At 57.2% G+C, this 21,960-nt stretch carries 23 protein-coding genes; 12 read left to right on the top strand and 11 right to left on the bottom strand.

The annotated features are described in order from the left end of the window. Nucleotides 1-460: hypothetical protein (locus tag FYK55_RS18550; RefSeq protein WP_150077938.1), on the bottom strand; the 460-nt coding region annotated here is incomplete at its 3' end. Between the two features lie 970 nt (nucleotides 461-1,430). Here FYK55_RS18550 and FYK55_RS18540 point away from each other — a divergent pair. The 6 genes from FYK55_RS18540 to FYK55_RS18515 all read left to right on the top strand — a co-directional run bounded on the left by FYK55_RS18540 (nucleotide 1,431) and on the right by FYK55_RS18515 (nucleotide 6,912). After that, entirely contained in the window at nucleotides 1,431-2,765 is a 1,335-nt protein-coding gene (locus FYK55_RS18540) for a glycosyltransferase family 25 protein (RefSeq protein WP_261344956.1), read from the top strand. 137 nt (nucleotides 2,766-2,902) lie between these two features. Further along, nucleotides 2,903-3,367, top strand: a complete 465-nt coding sequence (locus FYK55_RS18535) for a hypothetical protein (RefSeq protein WP_150077935.1) — start codon at nucleotides 2,903-2,905, stop codon at nucleotides 3,365-3,367. Next, nucleotides 3,364-4,413: a hypothetical protein gene (locus FYK55_RS18530; RefSeq protein WP_150077934.1), complete on the top strand. Its 1,050-nt coding sequence runs from the start codon at nucleotides 3,364-3,366 to the stop codon at nucleotides 4,411-4,413. Before FYK55_RS18535 ends, FYK55_RS18530 begins: the two co-directional genes overlap by 4 nt. 277 nt (nucleotides 4,414-4,690) lie before the next feature. Next, on the top strand, nucleotides 4,691-5,515 hold the full coding sequence (locus tag FYK55_RS18525; RefSeq protein ID WP_150077933.1) for a hypothetical protein: 825 nt from the start codon (nucleotides 4,691-4,693) through the stop codon (nucleotides 5,513-5,515). Nucleotides 5,516-5,573: 58 nt separating this feature from the next. Then, entirely contained in the window at nucleotides 5,574-6,647 is a 1,074-nt protein-coding gene (locus tag FYK55_RS18520; RefSeq protein WP_150077932.1) for a hypothetical protein, read from the top strand. A gap of 52 nt (nucleotides 6,648-6,699) precedes the next feature. After that, nucleotides 6,700-6,912, top strand: coding sequence for a hypothetical protein (locus tag FYK55_RS18515; protein ID WP_150077931.1), 213 nt, complete (start codon nucleotides 6,700-6,702; stop codon nucleotides 6,910-6,912). Between the two features lie 746 nt (nucleotides 6,913-7,658). Here the strand turns inward: FYK55_RS18515 and FYK55_RS29780 are convergent. From FYK55_RS29780 to FYK55_RS18495, 4 genes are all read right to left on the bottom strand, one after another. Continuing rightward, entirely contained in the window at nucleotides 7,659-8,222 is a 564-nt protein-coding gene (locus FYK55_RS29780) for a hypothetical protein (protein ID WP_235908792.1), read from the bottom strand. A gap of 670 nt (nucleotides 8,223-8,892) precedes the next feature. Beyond that, the gene (locus FYK55_RS18505) at nucleotides 8,893-9,297 is read right to left on the bottom strand and encodes a hypothetical protein (RefSeq protein WP_150077929.1); all 405 of its coding nucleotides are present in this window, start codon (nucleotides 9,295-9,297) and stop codon (nucleotides 8,893-8,895) included. Then, complete coding sequence (locus FYK55_RS18500; protein ID WP_150077928.1) at nucleotides 9,294-10,100, bottom strand: radical SAM protein; 807 nt, start codon at nucleotides 10,098-10,100, stop codon at nucleotides 9,294-9,296. Before FYK55_RS18500 ends, FYK55_RS18505 begins: the two co-directional genes overlap by 4 nt. Continuing rightward, nucleotides 10,097-10,867 (bottom strand): glycosyltransferase, encoded by a 771-nt coding sequence (locus FYK55_RS18495; protein ID WP_235908791.1) that lies wholly within the window; start codon nucleotides 10,865-10,867, stop codon nucleotides 10,097-10,099. The genes FYK55_RS18500 and FYK55_RS18495 overlap by 4 nt, the downstream gene beginning before the upstream one ends. Here FYK55_RS18495 and FYK55_RS18490 point away from each other — a divergent pair. Continuing rightward, nucleotides 10,862-11,380, top strand: coding sequence for a DinB family protein (locus FYK55_RS18490; RefSeq protein ID WP_201743741.1), 519 nt, complete (start codon nucleotides 10,862-10,864; stop codon nucleotides 11,378-11,380). The two genes, FYK55_RS18495 and FYK55_RS18490, sit on opposite strands and share 6 nt — an antisense overlap. On the opposite strand, the gene FYK55_RS18485 is transcribed toward FYK55_RS18490, so the two are convergent. Genes FYK55_RS18485 through FYK55_RS18470 form a run of 4 tightly spaced genes read right to left on the bottom strand, consistent with a single transcriptional unit; the run spans nucleotide 11,377 to nucleotide 14,753 of the window. Then, a complete protein-coding gene (locus FYK55_RS18485; protein WP_150077926.1) occupies nucleotides 11,377-12,123 on the bottom strand; it encodes a glycosyltransferase family 2 protein in 747 nt (248 codons plus the stop codon). The two genes, FYK55_RS18490 and FYK55_RS18485, sit on opposite strands and share 4 nt — an antisense overlap. Then, nucleotides 12,120-12,836, bottom strand: coding sequence for a hypothetical protein (locus FYK55_RS18480; RefSeq protein ID WP_150077925.1), 717 nt, complete (start codon nucleotides 12,834-12,836; stop codon nucleotides 12,120-12,122). Before FYK55_RS18480 ends, FYK55_RS18485 begins: the two co-directional genes overlap by 4 nt. After that, complete coding sequence (locus tag FYK55_RS18475) at nucleotides 12,833-14,167, bottom strand: glycosyltransferase family 25 protein (RefSeq protein ID WP_150077924.1); 1,335 nt, start codon at nucleotides 14,165-14,167, stop codon at nucleotides 12,833-12,835. Before FYK55_RS18475 ends, FYK55_RS18480 begins: the two co-directional genes overlap by 4 nt. A 28-nt stretch (nucleotides 14,168-14,195) precedes the next feature. Continuing rightward, entirely contained in the window at nucleotides 14,196-14,753 is a 558-nt protein-coding gene (locus tag FYK55_RS18470) for a hypothetical protein (protein ID WP_150077923.1), read from the bottom strand. A gap of 336 nt (nucleotides 14,754-15,089) precedes the next feature. Between FYK55_RS18470 and FYK55_RS18465 the strand changes: the two genes are divergently transcribed. The 5 genes from FYK55_RS18465 (at nucleotide 15,090) to FYK55_RS18445 (ending at nucleotide 17,071) form a co-directional block, all read left to right on the top strand. Next, entirely contained in the window at nucleotides 15,090-15,335 is a 246-nt protein-coding gene (locus FYK55_RS18465; protein WP_150077922.1) for a hypothetical protein, read from the top strand. Between the two features lie 102 nt (nucleotides 15,336-15,437). Continuing rightward, nucleotides 15,438-15,905 (top strand): hypothetical protein, encoded by a 468-nt coding sequence (locus FYK55_RS18460; RefSeq protein ID WP_150077921.1) that lies wholly within the window; start codon nucleotides 15,438-15,440, stop codon nucleotides 15,903-15,905. A 48-nt stretch (nucleotides 15,906-15,953) separates the two neighbouring features. Beyond that, nucleotides 15,954-16,280: a hypothetical protein gene (locus FYK55_RS18455; RefSeq protein WP_150077920.1), complete on the top strand. Its 327-nt coding sequence runs from the start codon at nucleotides 15,954-15,956 to the stop codon at nucleotides 16,278-16,280. Nucleotides 16,281-16,567: 287 nt separating this feature from the next. Further along, nucleotides 16,568-16,810 carry a hypothetical protein gene (locus tag FYK55_RS18450; RefSeq protein ID WP_161604619.1) on the top strand — a complete coding sequence of 81 codons (243 nt, stop codon included), beginning with the start codon at nucleotides 16,568-16,570 and terminating at the stop codon, nucleotides 16,808-16,810. 15 nt (nucleotides 16,811-16,825) lie between these two features. Beyond that, entirely contained in the window at nucleotides 16,826-17,071 is a 246-nt protein-coding gene (locus FYK55_RS18445; protein ID WP_150077918.1) for a hypothetical protein, read from the top strand. 204 nt (nucleotides 17,072-17,275) lie between these two features. Here the strand turns inward: FYK55_RS18445 and FYK55_RS18440 are convergent, their stop codons facing one another. Next, the gene (locus tag FYK55_RS18440; RefSeq protein WP_150077917.1) at nucleotides 17,276-18,067 is read right to left on the bottom strand and encodes a hypothetical protein; all 792 of its coding nucleotides are present in this window, start codon (nucleotides 18,065-18,067) and stop codon (nucleotides 17,276-17,278) included. After that, a complete protein-coding gene (locus FYK55_RS18435) occupies nucleotides 18,067-21,888 on the bottom strand; it encodes a phage tail tape measure protein (protein ID WP_161604618.1) in 3,822 nt (1,273 codons plus the stop codon). The genes FYK55_RS18440 and FYK55_RS18435 overlap by 1 nt, the downstream gene beginning before the upstream one ends. Nucleotides 21,889-21,960: the final 72 nt, after the last annotated feature.

Below are 21,960 nucleotides of genomic sequence, written 5' to 3'. Positions count from 1 at the left end.
ACGACGAACTACTGCTGCCATCGGAACCCGATCCGCCGCTACCGGAATCACCAAAGCCATCACGAAACCCGCCGTACCCCGTCGCCGCAATCCGGTCGGCCAACTCGTCAAGATCCGGAATGTTGAAGTTGGAAGCGGCATTCTCTGGTGAGATTCCATCGTTGGCTTGGTTTTGAACAGACGGAACGGAAGCACCTTCTTGAAGTCGTCGAGTGTTTCCGCCATGAGAATCGGCCTGGGCTGATCGATAGATCTCACTTTCGCTCGTTTGAACTTCAAGATTCTCATTTCGGAGCGATGTTTTCTCGTACCGCCCGGCATTCGTCACCTTCACTTCTTGGCTTTCGGATCGCTTCTTTCGAACTTCTGATTCGGTGGATTTGCGAACGTGCGAATGGACCGAATCATCGGATGCGGCGGTGAGTTCGGAATTGGCTCGCGAGCGGTTGTTGGATTGCATGGTTTTCGTCGATTGTCGTTGAGAGGGTGATGATCCACTCCAGACGAATCAACAACGACGACGCGTGGATTGTCACGAAATGGATCGGATCGTTTTCCACTCGACCTATGCACCCAAGTCCGCCAGCGCGGCAAAAGAATCTTTCGAATTCGACCTGGTAAACCGCCATTCAGTCCATGCAAAGAACTTTCGGAATTCGGTTGGAATTCGTGCCTCGCAAAAGGCTGTTCAGGCATAGAGAAAGGTGCGTGCGAGAAAGCGACCGGATCGTTGATTTGTCGTCCGTTGTTGTATCGCCAGCGAAAGCAACTCAGTGAATCTTCAACTCTTGAATAAACGGTACGTCCGAAATGGATCGAGATCTCAGCCAACGCAACGGAGTCGTCCGCTGCGAAACGGGAACAAGAAAAGATGTCTCAGTGGACTGCGATCCCGAGCAACCGTTGGCACAGCGAATAGATCGGTGCGACTTCACCGATGAAGCAGTGAGTCTGCAAAACTTCGCACAGCTCAATGAAGGGCCAGCAGACGGGAATCAGTCATCGACAGGCCCCGGAAGCGAGCTGAAGCGAATGCTTCCCTGGCTAGCCGTCGCAGCGAAAGCAAAACCAATCCAACGACGGATCGCCACGATCAACAACTGGGGCGTCAAAGGATGCCGACTCAACGCTGAGACCATTGCCGCATGGCTTGTTCACGAAGCAGCCCGCCAGGGAATGGACGCGGATGAATTCACATTGCCGACGGCTCGGTCGCTTGTTCTCACCGCGATCCGGCGTTACGAGCGGAAGTTCCCCGACGGCCCGCTTGAAACTGATTAACGATCTCGCCGCCTTCTTTTCATCCGTCCGCCAACCTTACAAGGAAAAAGATCAAGATGACCACCGTGCCAGCGACCTCGACGACCACTCGTGCTAATCTAGCCGCCAAACAATCTGAAAAACAAAACAGCCTTGTTGAGCGTTGCTTTCTGATCAATCTCGATGGTCGTCACGATCGGCTGCGGGAATGGTTCGATCAGCTTCCCAAACCGTGGCCTTTTCCCAAACCAGAGCGATTCGCGGCCATTGACGGAAGGCGAGTTCCGCCTCCGACACATTGGAGAGCCGGCAACGGAGCTTGGGGCTGCTACCGATCGCACTGCCTGATCTTGGAAAAGTGCTTGTCGGAAGGAATCGACTCCTACGTGGTCTTCGAAGACGACGCTGGGTTTTGCAATGACTTCGCGAAGCGTTTCCAGAAGTTTGTTTGTGAGCTACCGGACGATTGGGGACTCGCGTATCTGGGCGGACAACACCTGTATTCAGTCGCTCATCCGCCGGTGAGAATCTCCGAGCACGTTTACCTGCCTTACAACGTCAACCGGACTCACGCTTTCATGGTCCGTGGTCGATCCAACATGGTGTCGCTCTACCGACACTTGCACTCGCGCGATTGGAAGAAGGCCAATCACATCGACCACCACCTCGGTCGGATGATCCAGCGGCGTTACCACGGAATCGCCCGACGAAACGTGGGAAAGGGGTCGGTTGCGGTCTACGCACCGGATCGCTGGTTGGTTGGTCAATTGCCCACACGCAGCAACATTTCGGGGCGACGATGGAGCGAGACCCGATTCTTCAACGACGCCGTGAATGTAGATCACGAAGAAGAACCATTCTTCGCGGTGCTGGGGCCGCATCGCAGTGGCACGTCCTGCGTCGCGATGATCTGCCACCACTTGGGTGTCCACATGGGCAATCAGCTCGGTGGCTTCGAGGCGACCGGTGGAGGCGAAGCCGTTGGATTGATGGAGCTATGCGAAGCCGTAATGAAGTTTCCCGCCGCCGATCCAACCATCAGCGATTCGGACCTAACTTATCGGTTGAAAAAATTCTTCGTGGGCAAGAAGAGTGAAGCCGTTCGTGATGAGACGGTCGCCGGTGGCAAGTACCCGCATCTATGCCGTTTCGCCGACCACATTCACAAAGCGATCGGAAATTCCATGCGAATCATCGCCGTCGATCGACCCATCGAAGCTTCGATCCGTAGCTTGCAAAGTCGCAGCCGAAAACACCGCGGCAATTGGTACGCGGCGACGCCGCAACAGTGTGAACAATTGCAGCGCAGCTTACTGAAGCATCGTGAGGACTTCATCGCCGCTCATCCAGACATACCGGTGCACCGGATCGATTTTGCGTCGCTGACATCGAACACCAAACACGAAGTCGAGCGTTTAGTGAAGTTCTTAGGCATCGCGCCAGATCCGGATGAGATCGACGCCGCGGTCGGCCATGTCAACCCAAACCTGAGGAAGCACGGATGAGGTTGGTCTGCATTCACGTTGGGAAAACCGGGGGTGTCCACGTGCATCGTGTACTGCGTGATGGCCACGTTGATCACGTTTGGCTCGGACACTGTACCCCTCTGACCGACGCGGCCGAGCGGTTCCCAAAAGATCAAATGTTGATTGGCATTCGGGAACCGGTTGAACACGCCTTGTCGGCATTTGATGCTCGCCGTCGCAAGGCTCCGGACTGGAGCCCCCGTGAGCAGGATTTCTTCAGACAATTTCCCGACGCTCAGACGTGGTGCGATGGTCTTGGTTCGCGGGAAGCGGATTCCGCTTTTGAGTTTTTGGGACACGTCAGCAGCGGTCTGACGCACTATTTTTGCGGTGGCTTCCGCGAGTGTCTGGACCGGACTTGGATCTACGACACCCGCACGCTTTCGTCGTGCATGCGGGTCTTATTCGCGCGGTTGAATCGTCCATTGCCGATTGAAAATCAGCGAAAGCACAACGCTGCACCCGCTCGCGTTCGCGTTTCGCACGATGCACGCGAACGATTGCGACAGCAACTTGATCAAGCGGTTCGATTGTACCGTGAGTTGCAGCCACTGACGCTGACTCAGCGAGGTGTCGGATGAAACGTGTGATCATCGTCCCCGACTTCCCTCCCAAACGGGCCATCAGCAATGTCCGAGAGTCTTATCAAGCCGCTGCGGATCGATGGGATGCGGAACTGATTTGGTTTTCGCAATGCGATTCAGGAGGTCATTGTTTCTGGCGAAAGATGCGAGCCTTTGCCGCGGTCCTTGATCGGTTTGATGAGGCTCATGTGTTGCAACTCGACAACGATATGTTGATTCGTGAAGACTGTCCCAGCCCTTTCGACCTCGTGTCTCCTGATCAGTTTGCGATGGTCGCAGGTCGCCAGCGACCCGACCGTAGGGTTGATGAAAGCAGTTGGGGCGCGAGAGCCCATCGGACTTGGGCGACTCGCATGAATACCGATCAATTACCGCCGGCTCTCCACCCCAATGGCGGACTGTATCTATACGGGCTGCCCCACTTCTTATCGGTGTGGCAACGGATCGAAAAAGCGCAGAAACGTTGGAGCAACTACGGCGACATGGGCGCGGACGAAAGTATCATTGGCAATGTTCTGTGGTCGAGATGTCGCGATGCGATCCGATTCCTTCCTCAAGAGTTCAACACGGTTCTGTGTCAGAATGGCTGGCTGTTGCGTGACAATTTCTCTCCGACCTACATCACTCACTACGCGATGGGCGCAAAGGAGAAACTCGCCGAGGCGAATTGGCGAGTCACAGGTTGGCCTTGGGATAATGACGATCCGGTAAGGAACATCGCGCGGGAGGTGCGACGTGGAAAACACAAAGTGGGTTGTCTGGTTTCACCGGACTCAGACACGGCGTGCAAGTTGCTGATTCTATTTCCTGAACTGCAACTATTCGGCATTCATGCAAACCGTCGGGTCGGAGTGTTGCAGGATCCAGATGATGTGAGCATGCAGCTTCATGCGTCCAGGACCAGTTATTTGCTGGTTCGACAAATCCTTTCCGCATTGGGTCCACTCGCTCGTCGCTACCGGCCCTTGTTCTGCGATTTGTCGTTCGCCGAAGAGTTGGCCGGCCCATTCGACTTTATCAGCGAAGGTAGCTTGCAGGCATAGTGTTTCTGCCGCTGCAAAATCGACGATGGCAACGGGCCGCCATCCGAGTGTTTTGGCAGAGTTCTTTCCCGCACCTGCGGTTCTCGATGCATAGAAGTCATGAAAGCAGTTTGTCGCAGAGTCGCGACTCACTCTGCATGCCCGACTTCTATCGCTACGAGGCATACCGGTGCAGAAACTCAAAGACCTTGTTCGTTCTCGTCGATTCTGGCTCGCTTTATCGGGTGTGTTATTCGTTGTCTTTGATCATTTCGGTCTACCAATCTCGGAGGATCAAGTGCAGACAGTTGTGACGCTATTTGTCGCATGGATCATTGGCGACTCGCTTCGCGCGACCGACAGTCGGAGAAACCAGATCAGCAGATCGTCGATCGTGTTGCTCGTGTGTATTGCCTTGGCATTCGCCACGACACCAGCAATCGCTCAACAGATCAACACTCCGGACGAGGTCGATCCGCATCGATTGATTCGCAGCGAGGCCAGTTGCGAACAGGCCGGTGGGTTCGCATGGATTGTTCGGCGATTGCCGGACGGCTTTCGTCCGGATCTCGTGCGGATCGATGGTGGAAAGGCGGCCATTTGGACAGGCCCACCGGGCACCTATGAGATCGATTTGATCTGCCAAGTCGACGGAGCGCTCGCCCAAGCTCATGCACGTGTTGTGATCCGCGGCACTGGTCCAGATCCATCACCACCAGGACCTGGACCAATGCCTCCAGGGCCGAATCCGCCGGAACCAGATCCGAGCCCCGACGACGTGCCGGCCGATGAGTTCGGCAATCTCGGTCGCCGCGTGTTTTCTCTCTTGAAAGCCAACGCTAGCGAGACCTTCCCAGCCGGCGAATTAGCCGCGTTGTATCAATCGACGGCCGACCGACTGACCGGGACCACAACGCCGATCATACCGACGGTTTCAGCCGCCAGGGTCGTACTGAAGGAGGGTCACGACGAGATCCTGGAAGGCGAGAGTTCCGCCGTTTGGATGACGTGCCGAATCGAGATCGAAAAGGTGTGGGATGAGCACCAGCGAGACATGGACCGAACCAAGGCAGCTCGCTTCATTGCGGCCGTTGGAACTGGGCTGCAGGCATTTGCCGACTGACCCTTGAACCATCAACCGCTTGACGCCACCACGAATCAAAGTTGTCCCGGAGCGAACCATGCAATCTTTAACGCCAATTGAACGTCAGTACTCTCAACATGCCGATCAGCTCGGTTGGGGTGATCCAACCGACTGGGGGAATCACCGTTTGATCAAAGAGCGTCGACAACGGGTTGAATTGGAAGACCAGCAGTTCTTCTCGAGCCTCGACAAACGGTTGATGCTGGCTGATGCCGATTCCGAATCACCCATGGAACAGCTTTGCCGCTCGATGTTCCAGTTCGACGCCGGCTGGTCATTCCACGCTAGCGAACAGTTGCTCTACGGAGAACCGCTCGTTCATTCGCAGGGCAGCGTTGGTAGCTGTGTCGGTGCCGGCGGCGGTCTCGCAATCGCCGCCAAAGCCAGCCAGGAAATCCTCAACGAGGGCGACATCGAAGATCCTGTCGGGTGGTCGACTGAAGACGGAAACAATCTTCGGGATCACGCCATGCCGTTTACGGGCTACCACTACGGTGCCGGTCGCTGCAAAAACCTTTGGAACGGTGAGCGTTTTGTTGGCTCGATTTCGCGCGGCGACGGATCGTATTGTTCGGTGCAAATCTGGGCGTACAAGACGGTTGGGGTTCTCCCCTGCGATCGAGTCAAAGATCGTTATCGCGGACCATTTCCTCAATCGTCTGACGTTCGTAGTTGGGGTAACAATCGGCGTGATGAGCTCAACGAGCATTTGGATATCGCCAGCGAGTTTCGCATGTCTGAGTCGGTCGTGGTGCGATCTGGCCAAGACCTGATGAATGTTCTGACGGTTTTGAAACAGCCTTGCCACATTTGCAGCGGTTGGGGATTCGCGTCGGCGGGCTTCGATTCGCGATATGAGATGACGATCTATCGTCGGTCGGGCACCTGGTACCACAACATGACCATCTACGGGGTGTTCGAGGTGAAGGGCACTTGGTTCGTGCTTGTAAAGAATTCGTGGGGTGCCGGAGCGCATCGCGAGATCGGACGAGGTTTGCCCGCTGGATGCTTCGTCATTCCTCTGAGCCTATTCGACTCCTGGATTCCCCAAGCCGAGTGCATGTCCATTGGCGAATTGACGCTGCCAAAGCCTTCTCCGTTGTTCGGTTGAAGGTGAAATCGCGTCAAGAGTTCTTTCCCCCAAAGCGAAGTAGGAAACTGAAATGAATTGGCAACTGGTCATTGAGATGCTGGTGAAGTACCTGCCCGACTTGATTGAATGCCTCTCACGCATGCCAAACGAGCGTCGAACACGGCTGCTGGCCATGCTGGAGGATGATCGTGCGCGGTCGTTGCTGCTCCGACTACTGGAGCGCGAATCGAATTCAGAAGAGGTTCGCAGCCTCGTTGCCGAGTTGGCCAGATCGCGTCAGTAGCGACCTGCCCGTGCTTAACGATCATCATCTTGGAGTGAAAATTATGGCTGCAAAGACAATCCTCGCGACGTTTGTTCTCGTAACAGCAATCGCCAATCGTGAAGCCATTGCGACTTGGCCGGACGAAGCAGAACCAGTCTGGCCGGCGAGCCGTTGCACTGCCGAGGGGTAGTGCAATCAACGAACCGCACCACCGGCAAAATCTTCGGGTTCGGTCGTTGTTTACCCAGATACGAATCGGAGCTTGTTGCCGGTGCCGGGAACATTCAGTTCAAACGCTGAAAAGCTTCTTCCGCGATCCCAGATGACAAATCAACTCTCTGGCTCATTTCCAGTCGCTCACCCAGGATTTGCGACAGTGAGCGACGGCATGACTCAAGATGTGGGATCGCCGATCGTGCGTCGGGATCCCGTTTGCTTGCATCACGGGCAAGTTCGCTCGAGTCGATCCGTCAGTCTCGCAGGGATCCCAACATCCAGGGTTGGTCTAGTACAGAACCAACCAGCCTTACAACCTCGTCAGATTTGTCGGATTCATTATCCGGCTCAGGTCATGCAGGTTCGACGCGTCATTGTTGTTCCAGGAAAGACTGACAACAGCGGGCAACGATATTTTCGCGTCAATCGCTGCGGCAGATAGTTTCCTGCTGAGCGTCTCACAGACAAGAACAACGCCCGCGACAACGATTGCCGCGGGCGTTTCGTTTTTGGGTATCGAGTTTTGAACAGTTGGTTTGCTGGGTTTTCTAGTCGTTGGCAAGACTTCCGGCAGTATTCAGTTGAAACCGACGCGCGTTGACGCCAAGCCTGATCAGGAACCTTGACAACATCAAGTAGGGAATGCTTGTGTCGTCATCGGGCGTCAATCGATCTTCATTGATCGCTAGACCGTGCTTCCAAGTTCCAGATACTGTCAGTTCAGGGTAGACCGCCAGCAAGTTTGCAACGGGTTCGACACGAAGGATTTCACCCATGTCGTAATGGGCCGGTGGACTGTCCTTCCAAGCCGCAATGAGCTTCTTGGATCGCTGGTTCTGCGAGTAGGGCAACTGAAGCGGGTCTTGCCGTTGCCACTCGCAATTTTCGATGTGCTTTTTTGACTTGCGGATGAAATGGTAGATGAAAGACTGCATGATCGGGTTTCTCGCCCAATCAGGGGCTTGTGTCATGCTGACATTGAAATCGCCCGGTATAAAAGTGACAGATTGAGGAAAGCTGTTCCACAGCTGATTGATAATGAGCGACTCGTCTGGCCCGAGGTCGATGGACGCATTCGTTCGATGAATGTAGTCAGCGATCGTCTCGAACATCGCGTTGAACTCTTCCGTGCGATAGAGATAGAGTCCGCCATTGGGATGGATCCACGTGGGTGCTGGCTTGACGCCGCACCGCCGTGACCAGATCGAATGAGCACGACGGTGCCATCCGCCACGGTCCAACCGATTCTGGGCACACTGACGCTCAGCTACGATTCCAAACTGACCCGGGCCAATCAGGGAAAACGGAGACGGACAATCGCTTCGGATCAGCATATCGTTGTCGAGTTGCAGCACCTGCGATGGACCAAATTCGTTGGACACATGCCCACAAACGAGCATCTTTTGCCAGAAGGGGTGCCAAGGTTGGATGTTGTTCTTGATCCAGTGCAATTCGGCTCCCCATCGCTTTGCCGCTGCTGCGTAGCTTTGGCGAACTCGGTTTGGTGCCCGTTCAGGAGGAAGATCCAAAACGGCAATCACTTTCTTTGTTGACTTCATTAGCATCAATCTCCGTTTTTCGATGACTGCCACAAACTCTGCAGCGAGCGTGGTTTCTATGCTTCGAAGCAGTGGACCTGAGGAACGACTCTGGACGGTTTCCGGTCCTAAAAAGAAAACCCACGCGAAATGGCATCGCATGGGTCATGTTTTTTCACCAGTGGAAACCGGCTTAGTCTTCGTCGCCTGGCGGCCAATCGTCCAGGATGCCGGGGTAGCGACTTCAGTCCTCGCCCCAGTCGCCTGGATGTATGACGGGGTAGTCGGGCATGCCAGGATAGGCTTCACCCGGGTGGCCGGGGGGAAGATTGTCCGGCGCTGAATATCCTGGCGGGACGTGGTATGGATGGTCGGGCGGTAGGCGGGGCCAGGTGTGAATCGGCGGAGGTGACTCGATGACCGTTGGCTCTTCGGGTTCGGGCGGCCAGGGCCAATCCTTGGGCCACCAATCGGGTCGTGGGCCGAGGTCGTCGCTGGTACTGGCGGTGGTGGATTCGTCACCTTCGTCGCTGTCGTCGTCGGTGGAGCTGCCTTCGGGGACGTAAGGCGATTGGCTGCCAGGTGGATCGAATGGTGGGACGAATGGTGGCGGCGGCAGCTCAGGATGGTAAGGATCATGCGGTGTCATCGTAGGGCACTCCGTTGCAGCGGGTTGGGGTGAACGAACTTGGTGCGGCGCGATGGGCAGAGACCGCACTGTGGGATGGATTTGGTTTGCAAGAACTGTCGGACTTCGTCGCTGCTGGCGGCCGGCGGGCAGGCTTGGTAGTCGCGGAAGAGTTGCCACTGCGGAAGGTCGTGCAGCTTCAGTTTGGATTCCAGTTGACTGAAGTAGGCAAGGGCCGGGCACTTAAACAACATCGATCGAAAGAGCTGCGTGCACGTCCTTTGCATGCAGACGCGGTAGGCTGCGGCTGGTTTTGAATCGAACGGAACCGGCTTGCCGTTCTGGATGTTGTACTGACGCATCCAACCGCGATGTGATTTTCGGATCTTGATCTGGATACCTGGATGCTGTTCTCGCCATCGCCAAACGAACTGTTCTACTTCGCGAAAGCGCTTCACGTATTCGTCATGCGTACCGTGCTGACTCACCTCGAGCCTGCAATCGGTTTCCAGCAAGACCGCGGGTAGTTCCGGGTACCGATGAAGGAAAAAGCCGTTGGTGACCAGCATCAGTTTGCTTCCGGCCCAGTGCTGACGTGCAAGCTGGATGTGTTGAATTACGTTTGGATTCAACAGCGGCTCACCCCCGAGCAAAGCAAACCGCCGAGGCTTCAAACGATGGGACCACTTGGAATGGTCGGTGTCAGCTTGCTCGACTGTCGGCATCGCGCCGGCGAGATGATGATTCGAATAGTGGCTGCATTGTTGGCACGAGAGATTGCAGCCGTGGGCCAAGTGGTATTCCAATGCGGGTAGTTCGATCATCGCCAAATCACTCGCTCCAGTCCGTGTTTACGAAGTGCGGCTTGTTGGAATCCGGGTCGACGACGCTGGTATCCCGGTGGGTCAATGTGTTCGTGCTTGAATGAATGAGAGACATCGCAGGCGACGTTGACGCCGGCGATCTTGCACCGCCAGAAGAAGTCCCAGTGCTCTTCAACTTTGAGCGATTCGTCCCAGCGGATCGCTTGCAGAATGTCGCGGTAGGCCACAAAGCAATTGCCGACGTAGTGGCACCAACGAATCGAGCCTCGTTGTTTGTAGTGACCGTGCGGGATCCGCAGTCGTTTGCCGTCGACTCGCAGAAGCTTGGGTCGCTCTTGGTTGTTGGAGAGGCCGGCCAGTAAGTCGAGATCGTGATGCTCATTGAGTTTGCGCACCAAGTCAGGCAGACGAGTTCGTTCGGTGATAAGGTGGTCGTCGTCAGCGAATACGGCGATAGGAGAGTCACCGAGATCGAGAAGCTGATTGCGACCGGCCGACAATCCAATGTCAAATTCGGTTTCGATCAAACGATCGACCATGGTGGCCTCATCGGGACAGTTCACGGAGAATCGAAGTTCCGGCTTTCCGTCATCAAGAACGTGAATCCTTGGCCGGTTATCGCCGTAGTGCTTGTGAATGCTTCGAATCAGCGCGGCGCAGCACCGTGGACGGTGAATCGTTTTGATGCAGAATGTGACCGTTTCGAACATCATGCTTTGTTGGGAGAGTTGATCGTGGACGCTGTTGTTCCCATTCGCCGAATGCATCAACATCGATGCTGGGTGAACGCCAAGCTGCTATCTGCTGCTTCCGAACTCTCTGTTGAGCAACTTCGAGCCCCATTCGAGATCGGTCAGGGTTCGGTTTGGCAAACACTGCTCCACTTGATGGGAGCCGAGTACGTTTGGCTCGAGACGGTCTTGGGAAACGAGAGCCCGGTGATGCCCGGTGATTTACCTGACGAGTTGGTGGGCAATCAACTAGCGGAGGATAGCGTGCGTTCTTTCGAGGACCTGCGAGCACGATGGTCTGAGCTAGACGCGCGCTGGGAAACGTTTCTGTCGGAGTTGCAACCGATTGACCTGGCAAAGCAAATCTTCAAGGTCAGCACGAGTTCCGTTGGCGGTCAGCGACGAGCGACATCATTGATGGACATTCTGTTGCACGTTTGCACGCATGCTCACTACACGTCGGCTCAGTTGATCAACATGCTCCGACAGTTGGGTTCCAGCGAATTGCCCGATCCGATGATGATCACGATGGCCCGTGAGGGCACTTAGGCACGCACGACTCCTCCGCCCGGTAGTCGCATCGACTGGAATCCGTGTTTGCGAAGTCCCATCGAGCGGAACTTGGAACGCTGGCGAAGGACTCGATAGTCGGCGGATTCGACGTGAGCGTGTTTGACGAAACAGTCGCCCGCGACAGCAACTTTCAACTCGGCGAGTTTGGCTCGGTAGAAGAACTCCCAGTGCTCGAAGGTTTTGAGCTCTTCATCCCAGCGAAGACTCCGGATCGTTTCGGTGCGGGCAAGGAACGCGTTGGATGACATGTGGCACCAGGCGACGTAGCCATTGCGTTTGATCTCGCCGCGATGCATCCAGATCCGCTTGCCGTTCATTAGCGGTGAAAGCATCGTCGGCCGACCGCCGGCTCCTTGGCGGACACCGAAGATGTCGATGTCGAGTTTGGTGAACCGATCGATAAGCTTGTCGAGGTTGAGGTTCGGTGTGACGACGTGGTCATCGTCGAGCAAGAACATGAACTCGGTGGTGACCGCTTCAACGGCGATATTGCGGCCGACTCCGACGCCGACGTCGACTTGTGCCGGGTGAATGACTTGGCACTTAGCGGCGGTTTCGGGATAGGCAGGGAGGAATCGACGTTCAGGTTGTCCATCATCGACGACGATGATGTTGGGTTCGACGATGTGCTTGCACAACGACTCGACCAAGCGGTGGCAGGACCACGGGCGATGGATGGTCTTGATGCAGAATGTGGTGTCAGACAGTTGGATTGTCATGGCTCATCTTTTCCATCTGGTTTTTTGACGCTGCCTTCCCACCATTGCTTGAGCAAATCGCCCGGGACCGATCCATCGGCTTGAACTAATCGCAAAACGGGCCGATGGTGCGTGATGCGGATGGCGGAGTAATGACGAACTTGCTCGCGGTTTCTGCAGTTCCATTCAGCCGGCAAGATGTAACTGGGGACCGCATGACGCAGGAGTGCCTTCGTCAGCAAGACTTCGTCGTTGCCGCCACGGTAGATGCGTCGCCAATAAGCCAAGGCATCAAGTACGCGTTGACACTTGCGAAGCATGACGACGCCAGAGTTCATCGATGGGACACCGCAGATTCCGACCTGGTCGCAGCGTCTGGAAACGCCGTGAACATAGCTCGCTTCGTAGCCGAATCGCTCGGTTAACAAACCGGCGGGTGCGATCGCCGAGGGTTTGAGCACCACTGTGTCGGCATCGAGGTAGACCGTGCGATCAAATGGTAACCATGGAATGAAACGAGGTTTGACTTGATACCCGCCAATCGCTTTGACATCGAAGCGATATTCAACGTCCGGGCACGTGTCGGCCGGTTGGTCGGTAAACAACGCGACGGGGACGTTTGGGCAATGATGCCGAAGAGATAACAGGGAGCGGCGAAGCTGCCACAACGATCGACCACCGATCGCGATGTACATCACGCCGAGTTCTTCCGTTGGCTTGGGGTACCGGCTCATCCGTGCTTACGAAGTTGGGGATTGACGTGGTCGATTGCTGCCGCGATCTCTTCAGCGGTCGGTTCGATGCCGAGGAACTCGATCAGGTTGTTGATCACTTCCTCGGGGTAAGTGGTCAGTTCGCTGAAGTCGATGTGGAAGACGGGGACTTCGGGATGCGAGGCGATGAAGGCGTCGCGGTGTTCGAGAAGACTGCGTTGCAAGCGTTCGCAATCTTCGTCGGTCGCGGCGAACCATTGGCCTCGATGCTTTTCGGATCGTGACTTCAGGCTGCGGATCGACGCTTCGATGTCGCGGTTGACGGAGATGATTCGCAGCGAATCGCCGAGGGCTTCGTGGAGTTGTCTGACGAAGCGACAGAGGTGCGGGTATTTGCCGGCGGCGACGGTTTTATCGCGGTTCGCTTCGGCTTTTCGTTGGACGATCCAAGACTTCAGCTTTTGCACGAGTTGGTGATCGGGCCAGGCGGGATCGATCGCCGGGAATCGCATGGCGCTTTCGCAGAGTTGGGCCAGGCCGACCGCTTCGCCTCCGCCGGTCGCTTCGTAGCCGGAAAGTTGGTTGCCCAAGTGGACGCCGAGGTGATGCATGACCATCGCGACGCAGGAGGTGCCGGATCGGTGCGGTCCGAGAACGGCGAAGAAGGGCGAGTCGCTGTGGTCGGCGTTCTTGGCGTCGTTGAAGAAGCGGGTTTGTTCCCACTTGCGTCCGCAGATGTTGGACTTGGTAGGAAGCTGGCCGACCATCCATCGATCGGGCGTGTAGACGGCGATCGATTCTTTGTCGATGTTCTTACCTTGCACGAGGGCTTGGTAGCGACGCTGGGTTAGCCGGCCGAGGTGGTGATCGATGTGGTGCCGCTGTTGCCACTCGTTCCAATGAAGGTGCCGGTAAAGAACTTTCATGTTCTCACGACCGCGGACCATGAAGGCGTGGGTGCGATTGACGTTGTAAGGACGGTAGACGTGTTCGCTGATTCGTTGCGGCGGATGCTTGCCGGCGAACAGGTGTTGGCCGCCGAGGTAAGCGAGTCCCCAGTCGGCAGGCAGCTCATCGGCGTATTGTTGCAGACGGTCGGCGAAGTCTTCGACGAACCCGGCGTCGTCTTCAAAGACCACGTACGAGTCGATGCCTTCGATCAGACACTTTTCGAGGATGAGGCAATGCGAGCGGTAACAGCCCCATGCACCGTTACCGGCTTTCCACTGAGGCGGAGTCGCGCATCGCCGGCCGTCGATCGCGGCGAAGCGTTCGGGTTGCGGGAACGGCCAGGGATCGGGGAGTTGTTGCAGCCATTCCTTGAGTCGATCTTCGCGGCGATCGAGGTTCATGAGGAAACATCGTTCGACGATCCTGCGGTCACGCGTGATCATCCTCGTCTGGCTCGGGTGCACCATCGGGGAACTTTCTCTGGAACCGTCGAATGGCAGTGGTGACGAGTGACTTGGCGATGGTGCGGGTGAATCTTCCATGGGGTAGGCCTCGTGCTTCGGCTTCTTCAAGTAACCAATCCGTGATCGTTTCGATGTTTTGCAAACAGCCCTCGACGCCCCAGTCGTTCATCGTGTCGGCGCGGGTGTCGCAGTTGCAGGACTCGCTCGGCCGGGCGAACCAGGCGAGCATCTTTTTGAGTTCGTTGCCGGGACCTGGGCGGTAGTCGGCGATCTTGAGCGTTGTCGGTTCGGGCTGGCGATCGGGCAGGTAGCTGCGGAGCATCGCGTGCAGTTCCCGCGTGTCTTGCTTGCGGCGTTTCTTGTTGACCAAAGCCATCCCGATCGTGACGACATTGATCGCTCGCGGGTTAGATTCGTTCTGGCACGCGTTGCAAGCGGCGGGTGTGACTTTGGCTGGGCAGCCGGCCATGCCCGAGGCGACTTCGCAAACGTTGTTGGGTGTCAGGTGCGGGCAGTGGATCATGCGGTCATCGCTGCGACTTCGCCGTCGTAGGCTCCGGAGCTGGAGGGTGGTTCACCGGGGTCTTCGCAATCACTGTCGACTAGCTCCCAACCGCACGACCAAACCCAGGTGCTGTTGCACGGTTCGCTCGACCCTGCGCTGCTGGTGTGCGACGGCTCTTCGGTGGATTCGTCTTCGGAAGGTGGTTCGCCAGAATCGTCGTCGGAGCGGCTGTCGACGGAGGGATCGTCGACAGAGGGTTCGTTGCTGTCGTCGCGGCTGCCGCTTTGTGCGTTGGAATCGCTTTCGTCGCGGGAGTCACTGCTAGCGTCGAAGTCGGAATCGTCGACTGATGGCGTGTCACTATCGTCAGATCGCGAGTCGTGTGATGGTTCGCTTTGGCTATCGCTGTGGGCGGACGAGGATCCGTCGAACGTGCTGGGCGGGTTGGCTGAATCGGAGGCGTCGGATTGTGATGCGTCGGAGTCGGATTCGGAGTCATCAGATGCCGAATCGGAATCGTCGCTGGTTGATTCGGATTCGCTGGTGTTTGTGCTTTCGCTCGTACTCTCACTTCCGCTGCCGGTGGACGATGCCGAGTGATAGCTGGCTGAGGTTGACCAATAGCGTGATTCGGAGCCGCTTTCATCGGGTGGCGAGCCGCTGTCATCGCTTTGGTCCGATGCGGAGCTTTCGGGCGGCGAGGTGCTTTCGGAATCACTGGCGGATTCGCTGTCCGATTGGCTGGCGGAATTGGAGTCGGATGTCGATTCGGATTCAGAATGGCTGCTGGCGGTTGATCCGCTTGGTTCCCAGGATTCGGATGGTGCCGAATCGGATCGGCTTGCGGATTGGCTTTCAGAGTCACTTTGTGATTCGCTGCTAGCGGATTCGCTTTGTGAGTCACTCGAGGCTGATTGGGAATCCGATTGCGAGCTGTCGCTGGCTGATGATTCGGATGTGGACGATTCGCTGACTGAGGATTGGCTGGAAGCGGAACCAGACGAGGATGATTCGGATTCTGTCGATCCGCTTACCGAGATCGAGTCGCTTGTTGAGCTGATCGATTCGCTGCTGCTTGCATCTGAGCTTGAACTTTCCGATGACGTGCTGCTCGCACTCGATGACGATGATTTGCTGGAGAGCGATGACTTGCTTGAGATCGACGATTGACTTGATGAACTATCGCTGCTGGATTGGGTCGATGCTGAGCTTGATGATTTGCTACTTGTTGATGTTCCGCTTGAGGACGATGGGCTCGAAGATGCGGAGCTGGATGATACGGAGCTTGATGATGACGACGATGGCGAACTGCTGGAGCTTGATGAGAGACTGCTTACGCTCGAACTGCTCAGCGAACTGCTGCTCAGCGAAGAACCGCTCGATGAACTGCTGCTGACCGACGAGCTACTACTGCTTGATGGGCTGCTGGATGATGAAGACGAGGAACTGGAAGAAGACGAAACACTCGATGATGAGCTGCCCGATGATGATGACGAGCTGGACGAACTGCTGCCGTCACAGCACCGGCATCCGATCGTTACATAATCGCCGGTGTCCTCGTGGAAGTGACAAATGATCTGTTGCGATGCGAGGAGTGCGTAATCGCAGACGTTGTAAACTGCGACGCGGACGCCGATCGCTCGCCAGCGTGTTCCGTCAAAGCGGAGTTCGCGAGCGGTGCCCCAGGACTTGGCTTTGAGTCGCTTGGTCGGTTTGCATAGCAGCGTCTGTTTTGGTGGATCGATGACCCACGAGCGGCGGCCGTCGAAGGTGACGACGAGGTATTGGTCTTCGCCGCTGCCAGCGATCGGGCCGCGGATGCGTTGAGCGGAATGATTGCGAGCGGTGATGCGGACGGTTGCGCCGGCGGGATCAACGACCGGTGCGATCTCGCCTTCGGTGTCGAGTTCGAACAGGTCACAATCGGCCGCGCCGGTTCGGACTCCGCGACGGGCTGCGATGCCGCCGGCGGGTACCTTGACCAGATAGACCGGATCGGCGGGGCGGCCGACGCGGACGATCGCCCATTGTTTGCCGGTGGTGGTGTTGTACTTCCGCCAGAGGATCTGGGCTGATCCGTCGGGCTTGGATTGCAATGTATCGCCGCCGGATTCGGCCACGTCGGCGAAGCGGTGCCAAGTTTGGCTGATGTCAACTTGGGCGGCGACGATGCCGTCAAAGACGACTCGGCCGACCTCGTTTTCGCGGATCGGCTCGATGGCGACTCCGAAGCGGCCGGTGTGTTCGTCTTTGGTGGGCAGCGCCGTTTCGATCGTGGCGTCGCGGACGAAGCGGGCCAGTTCAACGGGGCCGGCTTCCGGATCGGTGATCGGTGATTCGAAACCGACGATGCCGCCGATCGGAACGAGAGCAGCCGATTTATTGTGAACGCGAACGGTCGATGCGTTTCGCAGATGCGTACGCGGACCTGCTCCGCCGGGGAGTCGGTTGCGGTGCGCTGCCTCGGCCGCTGCCAACAGTCGGTTGTATTCGACCGCGGTGATGTTGAGACTGTCGCCGGGTCGAACACGTCTGGCCAACTAAGAGATTCCTAGAGCGTAAAAGTTGCCTTCGGGATACACCTGCTCGACGTAGGCTGCCGCCGGGGTTTGCAGGACGCGGTCGCCGACGACCTCTTCGTCGTGCTTGACCCACAAGTAATCCCAGCCTCGTTTGTTGACGGTGCCGATGTTGCCAAGTTGTAAGTTGGGTTGATTGGGTCGGGCGGCGAAGTGATAGGTGATGTCGACCCAGTTGTTGTCGTCCTCGCCCCCTTCTCCACCAAGGAACAACGCTTCGCCGGGGCCGAAGATCGACCACGAGCCGCTGTTGGTCCGGCCGGTCATGGCGACGACGGCCAACAGGTATGAGGTCGAAACCCACTCAAACTTCTTGCGGACCGAGAACTCGAAAGCAGGCACGGTGATGTCGACGCCGGCGACACCTGAATCGCTGACGCCGATCGCTCCTCGGTAGTTCGGTGCGGTCTTGCCGGGAGCGGCAAAGATGCCTCGCGTCAGCAGTGATTGATTGATGTGCGTCGTCGCGCCGGTCGTGTTGAACGAAACCGGATCGAGCTTGGTTTCGTTTTGGTTGGCGGTGACGAGAGCGAATTTCTCGTTGATGTGTTCGGCGTCGATTCGCAGGAACGGAATCGATTCAGGGTGATTGGTTTTGAAGTGTTGCAGCAAAGCGTCGGCTGCCGCGGGCGGGTCGACGATGCCTCCGTTGCTGGCGACGTACGAAACGGTGTCCGAGGTTTGCATGCCACGAGTGGCTTTGGGCGAGAGAGCTGCGACTGCGAAGTCGTATCCGCCGGCGGAGATGCTCATTAGGTGAAGATCAACCCGTGGCCGCCCGAGCGCTCAGCCAGCTTGCGAGTGTTCTGGGCGGTCTCGACGATGGCACGCTGAACGTCTTCGCTTAGACCGAGACCGGATCGTTCGCCGGTTGGATCAAGTCCGCCACTGCCGGCGGCCAGCAGTTCGTTGGACTTCATCAAGTGTTGACCGATGGCGATGAGTCGCGCGTTGATTTGTTGCAGACCAGAGTCGAGACTGCCGGTGGGGGCTTCGTCGATTGTGGGTTCAGGTTCGGCAACTGGCTCTTCGACGATCTCGTTGTGTTCTGGCTCGACGGCCTCAGCTTCGATGACCAGTTGCGGAGCGACGATCACTTCGGGTTCTTGATCGATCTCGACCGGTCTGTCTTTCTCGACTGGCGGATCGAGCGCGAGTGGTTCGATGCGTCGAGCACCGCTGCCGAAATTAAGGCCGCGTGAATCGAATTTGCCGGTGACTGATTCGTTGGATTGTTCGCCGACGTCTTTCCCAGCAAAGTCATCGATCGAGGCTTTGGCTTCGCGATCGAGTTTCAGTGCAACGGCGTCATCTTCAAGCTTCGCCGGTGGCAGTTTGAGTTTGCCGTTTGGGTTGGCTCGCTCGGCAATTGCGGCGGCTTTGGCTTCCATTGCGGCGATGCCGGCCTGCAGCTTTTCGATCCGCTCGTTGGCAGCGACCGGGTTGCCGTTTTCATCGGCATTTGGCATTCCGGCTTGAGCGGCTTCGAGCGAGGCTTTGGCTTCGGCGATCGCGGCGGCCAGATCGTTGGAGACTGACGGGTTTTCGTTGTCGGCGTCGGCTGGTTGATCGTTGTCGGCCGGCTTGAGAGCGTTGGCTTTGTCGACAGCGGCTTGGAAGTCGGCTTCGGCCTCGGCGACCTTTGATTGGCGATCGGCTTCGGCGAGCGATCGCTCGGCTCGTTTCGCGGCGGCATCGGCTTTGGATTGTCGTCGCATCCGATCGAGCGTGTCGCGGACACCGGTCGTGAACTTTTCGGTGTCAGCGACACGTTGCTCGTTCGCTTGAGCGTTGTCGTTGAGCTGGCGATCACGCTCGGCGTCGACGTCTGCGTTTTGTTGGTTGGTGTCAGCGTCGATCGCGGCGAAGTCGGCGTCGATGTCTTGGCCTTCGCGTGACTTTCGACGCTCATCGAGTTGACGTTGCAGATCTTCCTGCATCGCCTTTCGGTTCGCTTCGATTTCCGCTTTACGTTGGCGGCGACGTTCGGCTCGACCGGCGATCGCGGTTTGTCGTTTGCGTTCTTCGGCCGTGTTGTTGGCGTTGGTTTCGGCGTCGATGCGGCGGACTTCGGCTTCGACGTTGATGTCGTCGTCGAAGAGCGACTTGAGTTTGACCCATGCTTTGCGAAGGAAGCCGACGGTGCTGTTCCACATCTTGCGGACTTCACCGACGAACACCGCCCACGAATCGGCGAGGTAGTCGATCGTTTCGACCCAGGCACCTTCGACGCCGGCGAGTGCATTGACAAGCACGCCACCGATTTGGATGGCAACATCGCCCGCGATGTCGACCAATTCATGAAGCCGGAGAAAACCTTTCTTAAGGAATCCGACTGTGTGATTCCAGCCTTTTTGAACGGCGGATGTGAGAATGGTCCAACCATCGGCGAGATATGCGACCGTGGCGTTCCAAATCGCTCGCAGTCCACCGAAACCTTGGATCAATTGATCGGCCAGTTTGTAGACGGCGTCGCCCCAGGCGTCAGAAAGGTACGCGGTGAATTGTGCCCACATGCTGGAGAGCCACGTTGTTCCTTTGGTCCACTGCAGTTTGATGTAGGACCAGAGCACATCGACGGCAGCGTTGATGTCGCCTGCTTTCAACGCGTTGGCGATCGCTCCGAACGCGGCCATCGTGTCGGCTTTGAGTTTTTGGAACGCGCCCTTGAGGAACTCGATCGAGCTGCCGATCGCACCCGATGTGTAGAGGAAGTAAGCACCGAGTGCGGCGACTCCGGCGACAACTAGACCGATCGGCGAGAATAGTAATGCCATCGCTCCGGCCGCAGCACTAATCGCTCCGGTGAGTAGGCCGAACGCGCCGGATAGGCCGCCGGTGACGGCTGCGTAGACTCCGGCCAACGCGATGTTGATCTTCTTGACGGCGACCAGACCAAGGAAGATGGCTTTGATGCCGGTGCCGACCGCTTTTAAGACGATCCAACTTGCGGCGAGTGTTTTTGACGCGACTGAAAGTCCGAACGTGATACCTTTGAGAGCGATCATCGCGGTACCGACTCCGGTCGCGGCAACTTTCATGGCAGCGAACCCGGCGACGGCGGTGAGGATCGCGGTTCGGTTTTCGTTGGCCCAGGCGAGTGTGCTTCGCAGCAAACTGCCAACGGCGGTCAGCAATCCACCAGCGAATCCGTCGAGGCTGGAAGAGAGCTGATCCCAGGTATCTGAGATTGCTGCGACGCCTTGTTTCCAGAGACCTCGCAGGTAAGCCCACATCACTTTGGCCGCTCCCGTGATGTCGCCCGCTGCCAATGATGCGGCGATCGATTTGAAGGCGGCTTGCGAATCGACCGCGATCTGGGCGAACGCGGTCTTGAAGAAGGCCGAGACGCGAGTGAGCAAGCCGGATGTTTTGGCGAGATAGATGCCAAGGCCTGCGATGCCGGCGACGACGAGTCCGATCGGCGAGAGCAACGCGGCGACTGCGGTTCCCGCCATGCCGACTACGGTGCCGATCGCGGAGAAGATACCGAGCAGACCACCGACCGCGACGGAGGCTGCCGCGGCTGCGGATCCGATCGTGAGTAGTGCGGCTCCCGCTGCAACAACACCGACCGCGACCAAGGCGGCGATTTGAACGGCTCGCTTGTTTTCGCCAATCCAGTCGGTGATGGCGGATGCGGCCGATGAAAGGTTTTCCGTGAGACGCTTGATCGGCTTCTCGAGGGCTTCGCCGATTGCGATGCGGACAGCTTCAAAGGAACTCGCCAACACTCGAAATGCTCCGCCCAGACCTGATTCCATCTGTTCGGCAGTTCTCTTGGCGATGCCGCCTGCTCCTTCTAGTTCACCGAGCAGCACTCGCGTGTCGGTGACGGTCTTGCCGATCGCGGACGCTGCGGTGATACCGAGCAAGCCGAACACTTCGTTGAACTTGACGGCTTTGTCGGCGGTTCCAAGACCGGCAACACTCTGGGCCACATCACCAAGAATGTCGGTGAGCTGTCGCGCGTTGCCAGCAGCGTCTTTCGTTGCAACCCCGAACACATCTTGGAACTTCTGCGACTCTGCAGCGGATAATGTCAGGAGTCGTCGGAGCGCCGTGCCGGCTTCACTTCCTTGGATGCCCATGTTGCCGAGCGTACCGAGGATCGCGAGCGTTTCTTCAAGGCTCATGTTGGCATCGGCAGCAACGGGACCAGCGTACTGCAATGCTTCACCGAGAGCTTCGACGGTGTTGAACGACTTGTTCGCGGCGGCGGTAAGTCCATCAGCAACACGTGTCGCATCTCCGGCTTCCATTCCGAATTGGCGAATCGTTGCGGCCATGATGCCTGACGAAACTGTGGCGTCGGTTCCAGTCGCACGTCCAAGGTTCATCACCGACGCGGTCATCGCTTCAATCTGTTTTGGATTGAAACCCGCGCGACCAAGCTCAGTCATAAGGTTCGCCACTTCAACAGCGGTGAAACTTGTTGATGCGCCGAGTTGCTTGGCTTTGGCATTGAGTCGATCAAAAGCATCGCCAGTGGCTCCGGTCACGGCGGCGACTTGGCGAATTGCGTCGTCGTATTCGGCGAACTTCTGAATGCCGGCTCCCAGTGGTGCAGCCATTGCAACGCCGAGTCCGGTTAACTTCGTGCCCAACATCGTGGTCGATGATGCGAACGAGCTGAGTTGCTTCTG

This window comes from Roseiconus nitratireducens (assembly GCF_008629675.1).
Taxonomy (GTDB): domain Bacteria; phylum Planctomycetota; class Planctomycetia; order Pirellulales; family Pirellulaceae; genus Stieleria; species Stieleria nitratireducens.
Note: the sequence above shows the minus strand (reverse complement) of the source record. Positions and strands in the feature narration are given on the sequence as shown.

Coding starts and splice junctions, on each gene's coding strand:
- FYK55_RS18485 (WP_150077926.1), bottom strand. CDS start 12,123: ATGACAATCCAACTGTCTGACACCACATTCTGCATCAAGACCATCCAT.
- FYK55_RS18470 (WP_150077923.1), bottom strand. CDS start 14,753: ATGATCCACTGCCCGCACCTGACACCCAACAACGTTTGCGAAGTCGCC.
- FYK55_RS18490 (WP_201743741.1), top strand. CDS start 10,862: ATGCATCAACATCGATGCTGGGTGAACGCCAAGCTGCTATCTGCTGCT.
- FYK55_RS18495 (WP_235908791.1), bottom strand. CDS start 10,867: ATGCATTCGGCGAATGGGAACAACAGCGTCCACGATCAACTCTCCCAA.
- FYK55_RS18500 (WP_150077928.1), bottom strand. CDS start 10,100: ATGATCGAACTACCCGCATTGGAATACCACTTGGCCCACGGCTGCAAT.
- FYK55_RS18535 (WP_150077935.1), top strand. CDS start 2,903: ATGTTGATTGGCATTCGGGAACCGGTTGAACACGCCTTGTCGGCATTT.
- FYK55_RS18435 (WP_161604618.1), bottom strand. CDS start 21,888: ATGGCTGCACCACTGGGAGCCGGCATTCAGAAGTTCGCCGAATACGAC.
- FYK55_RS18505 (WP_150077929.1), bottom strand. CDS start 9,297: ATGACACCGCATGATCCTTACCATCCTGAGCTGCCGCCGCCACCATTC.
- FYK55_RS18520 (WP_150077932.1), top strand. CDS start 5,574: ATGCAATCTTTAACGCCAATTGAACGTCAGTACTCTCAACATGCCGAT.
- FYK55_RS18530 (WP_150077934.1), top strand. CDS start 3,364: ATGAAACGTGTGATCATCGTCCCCGACTTCCCTCCCAAACGGGCCATC.
- FYK55_RS29780 (WP_235908792.1), bottom strand. CDS start 8,222: ATGTTCGAGACGATCGCTGACTACATTCATCGAACGAATGCGTCCATC.
- FYK55_RS18480 (WP_150077925.1), bottom strand. CDS start 12,836: ATGAGCCGGTACCCCAAGCCAACGGAAGAACTCGGCGTGATGTACATC.
- FYK55_RS18450 (WP_161604619.1), top strand. CDS start 16,568: ATGATTGCGAGCGGTGATGCGGACGGTTGCGCCGGCGGGATCAACGAC.
- FYK55_RS18440 (WP_150077917.1), bottom strand. CDS start 18,067: ATGAGCATCTCCGCCGGCGGATACGACTTCGCAGTCGCAGCTCTCTCG.
- FYK55_RS18475 (WP_150077924.1), bottom strand. CDS start 14,167: ATGAACCTCGATCGCCGCGAAGATCGACTCAAGGAATGGCTGCAACAA.
- FYK55_RS18515 (WP_150077931.1), top strand. CDS start 6,700: ATGAATTGGCAACTGGTCATTGAGATGCTGGTGAAGTACCTGCCCGAC.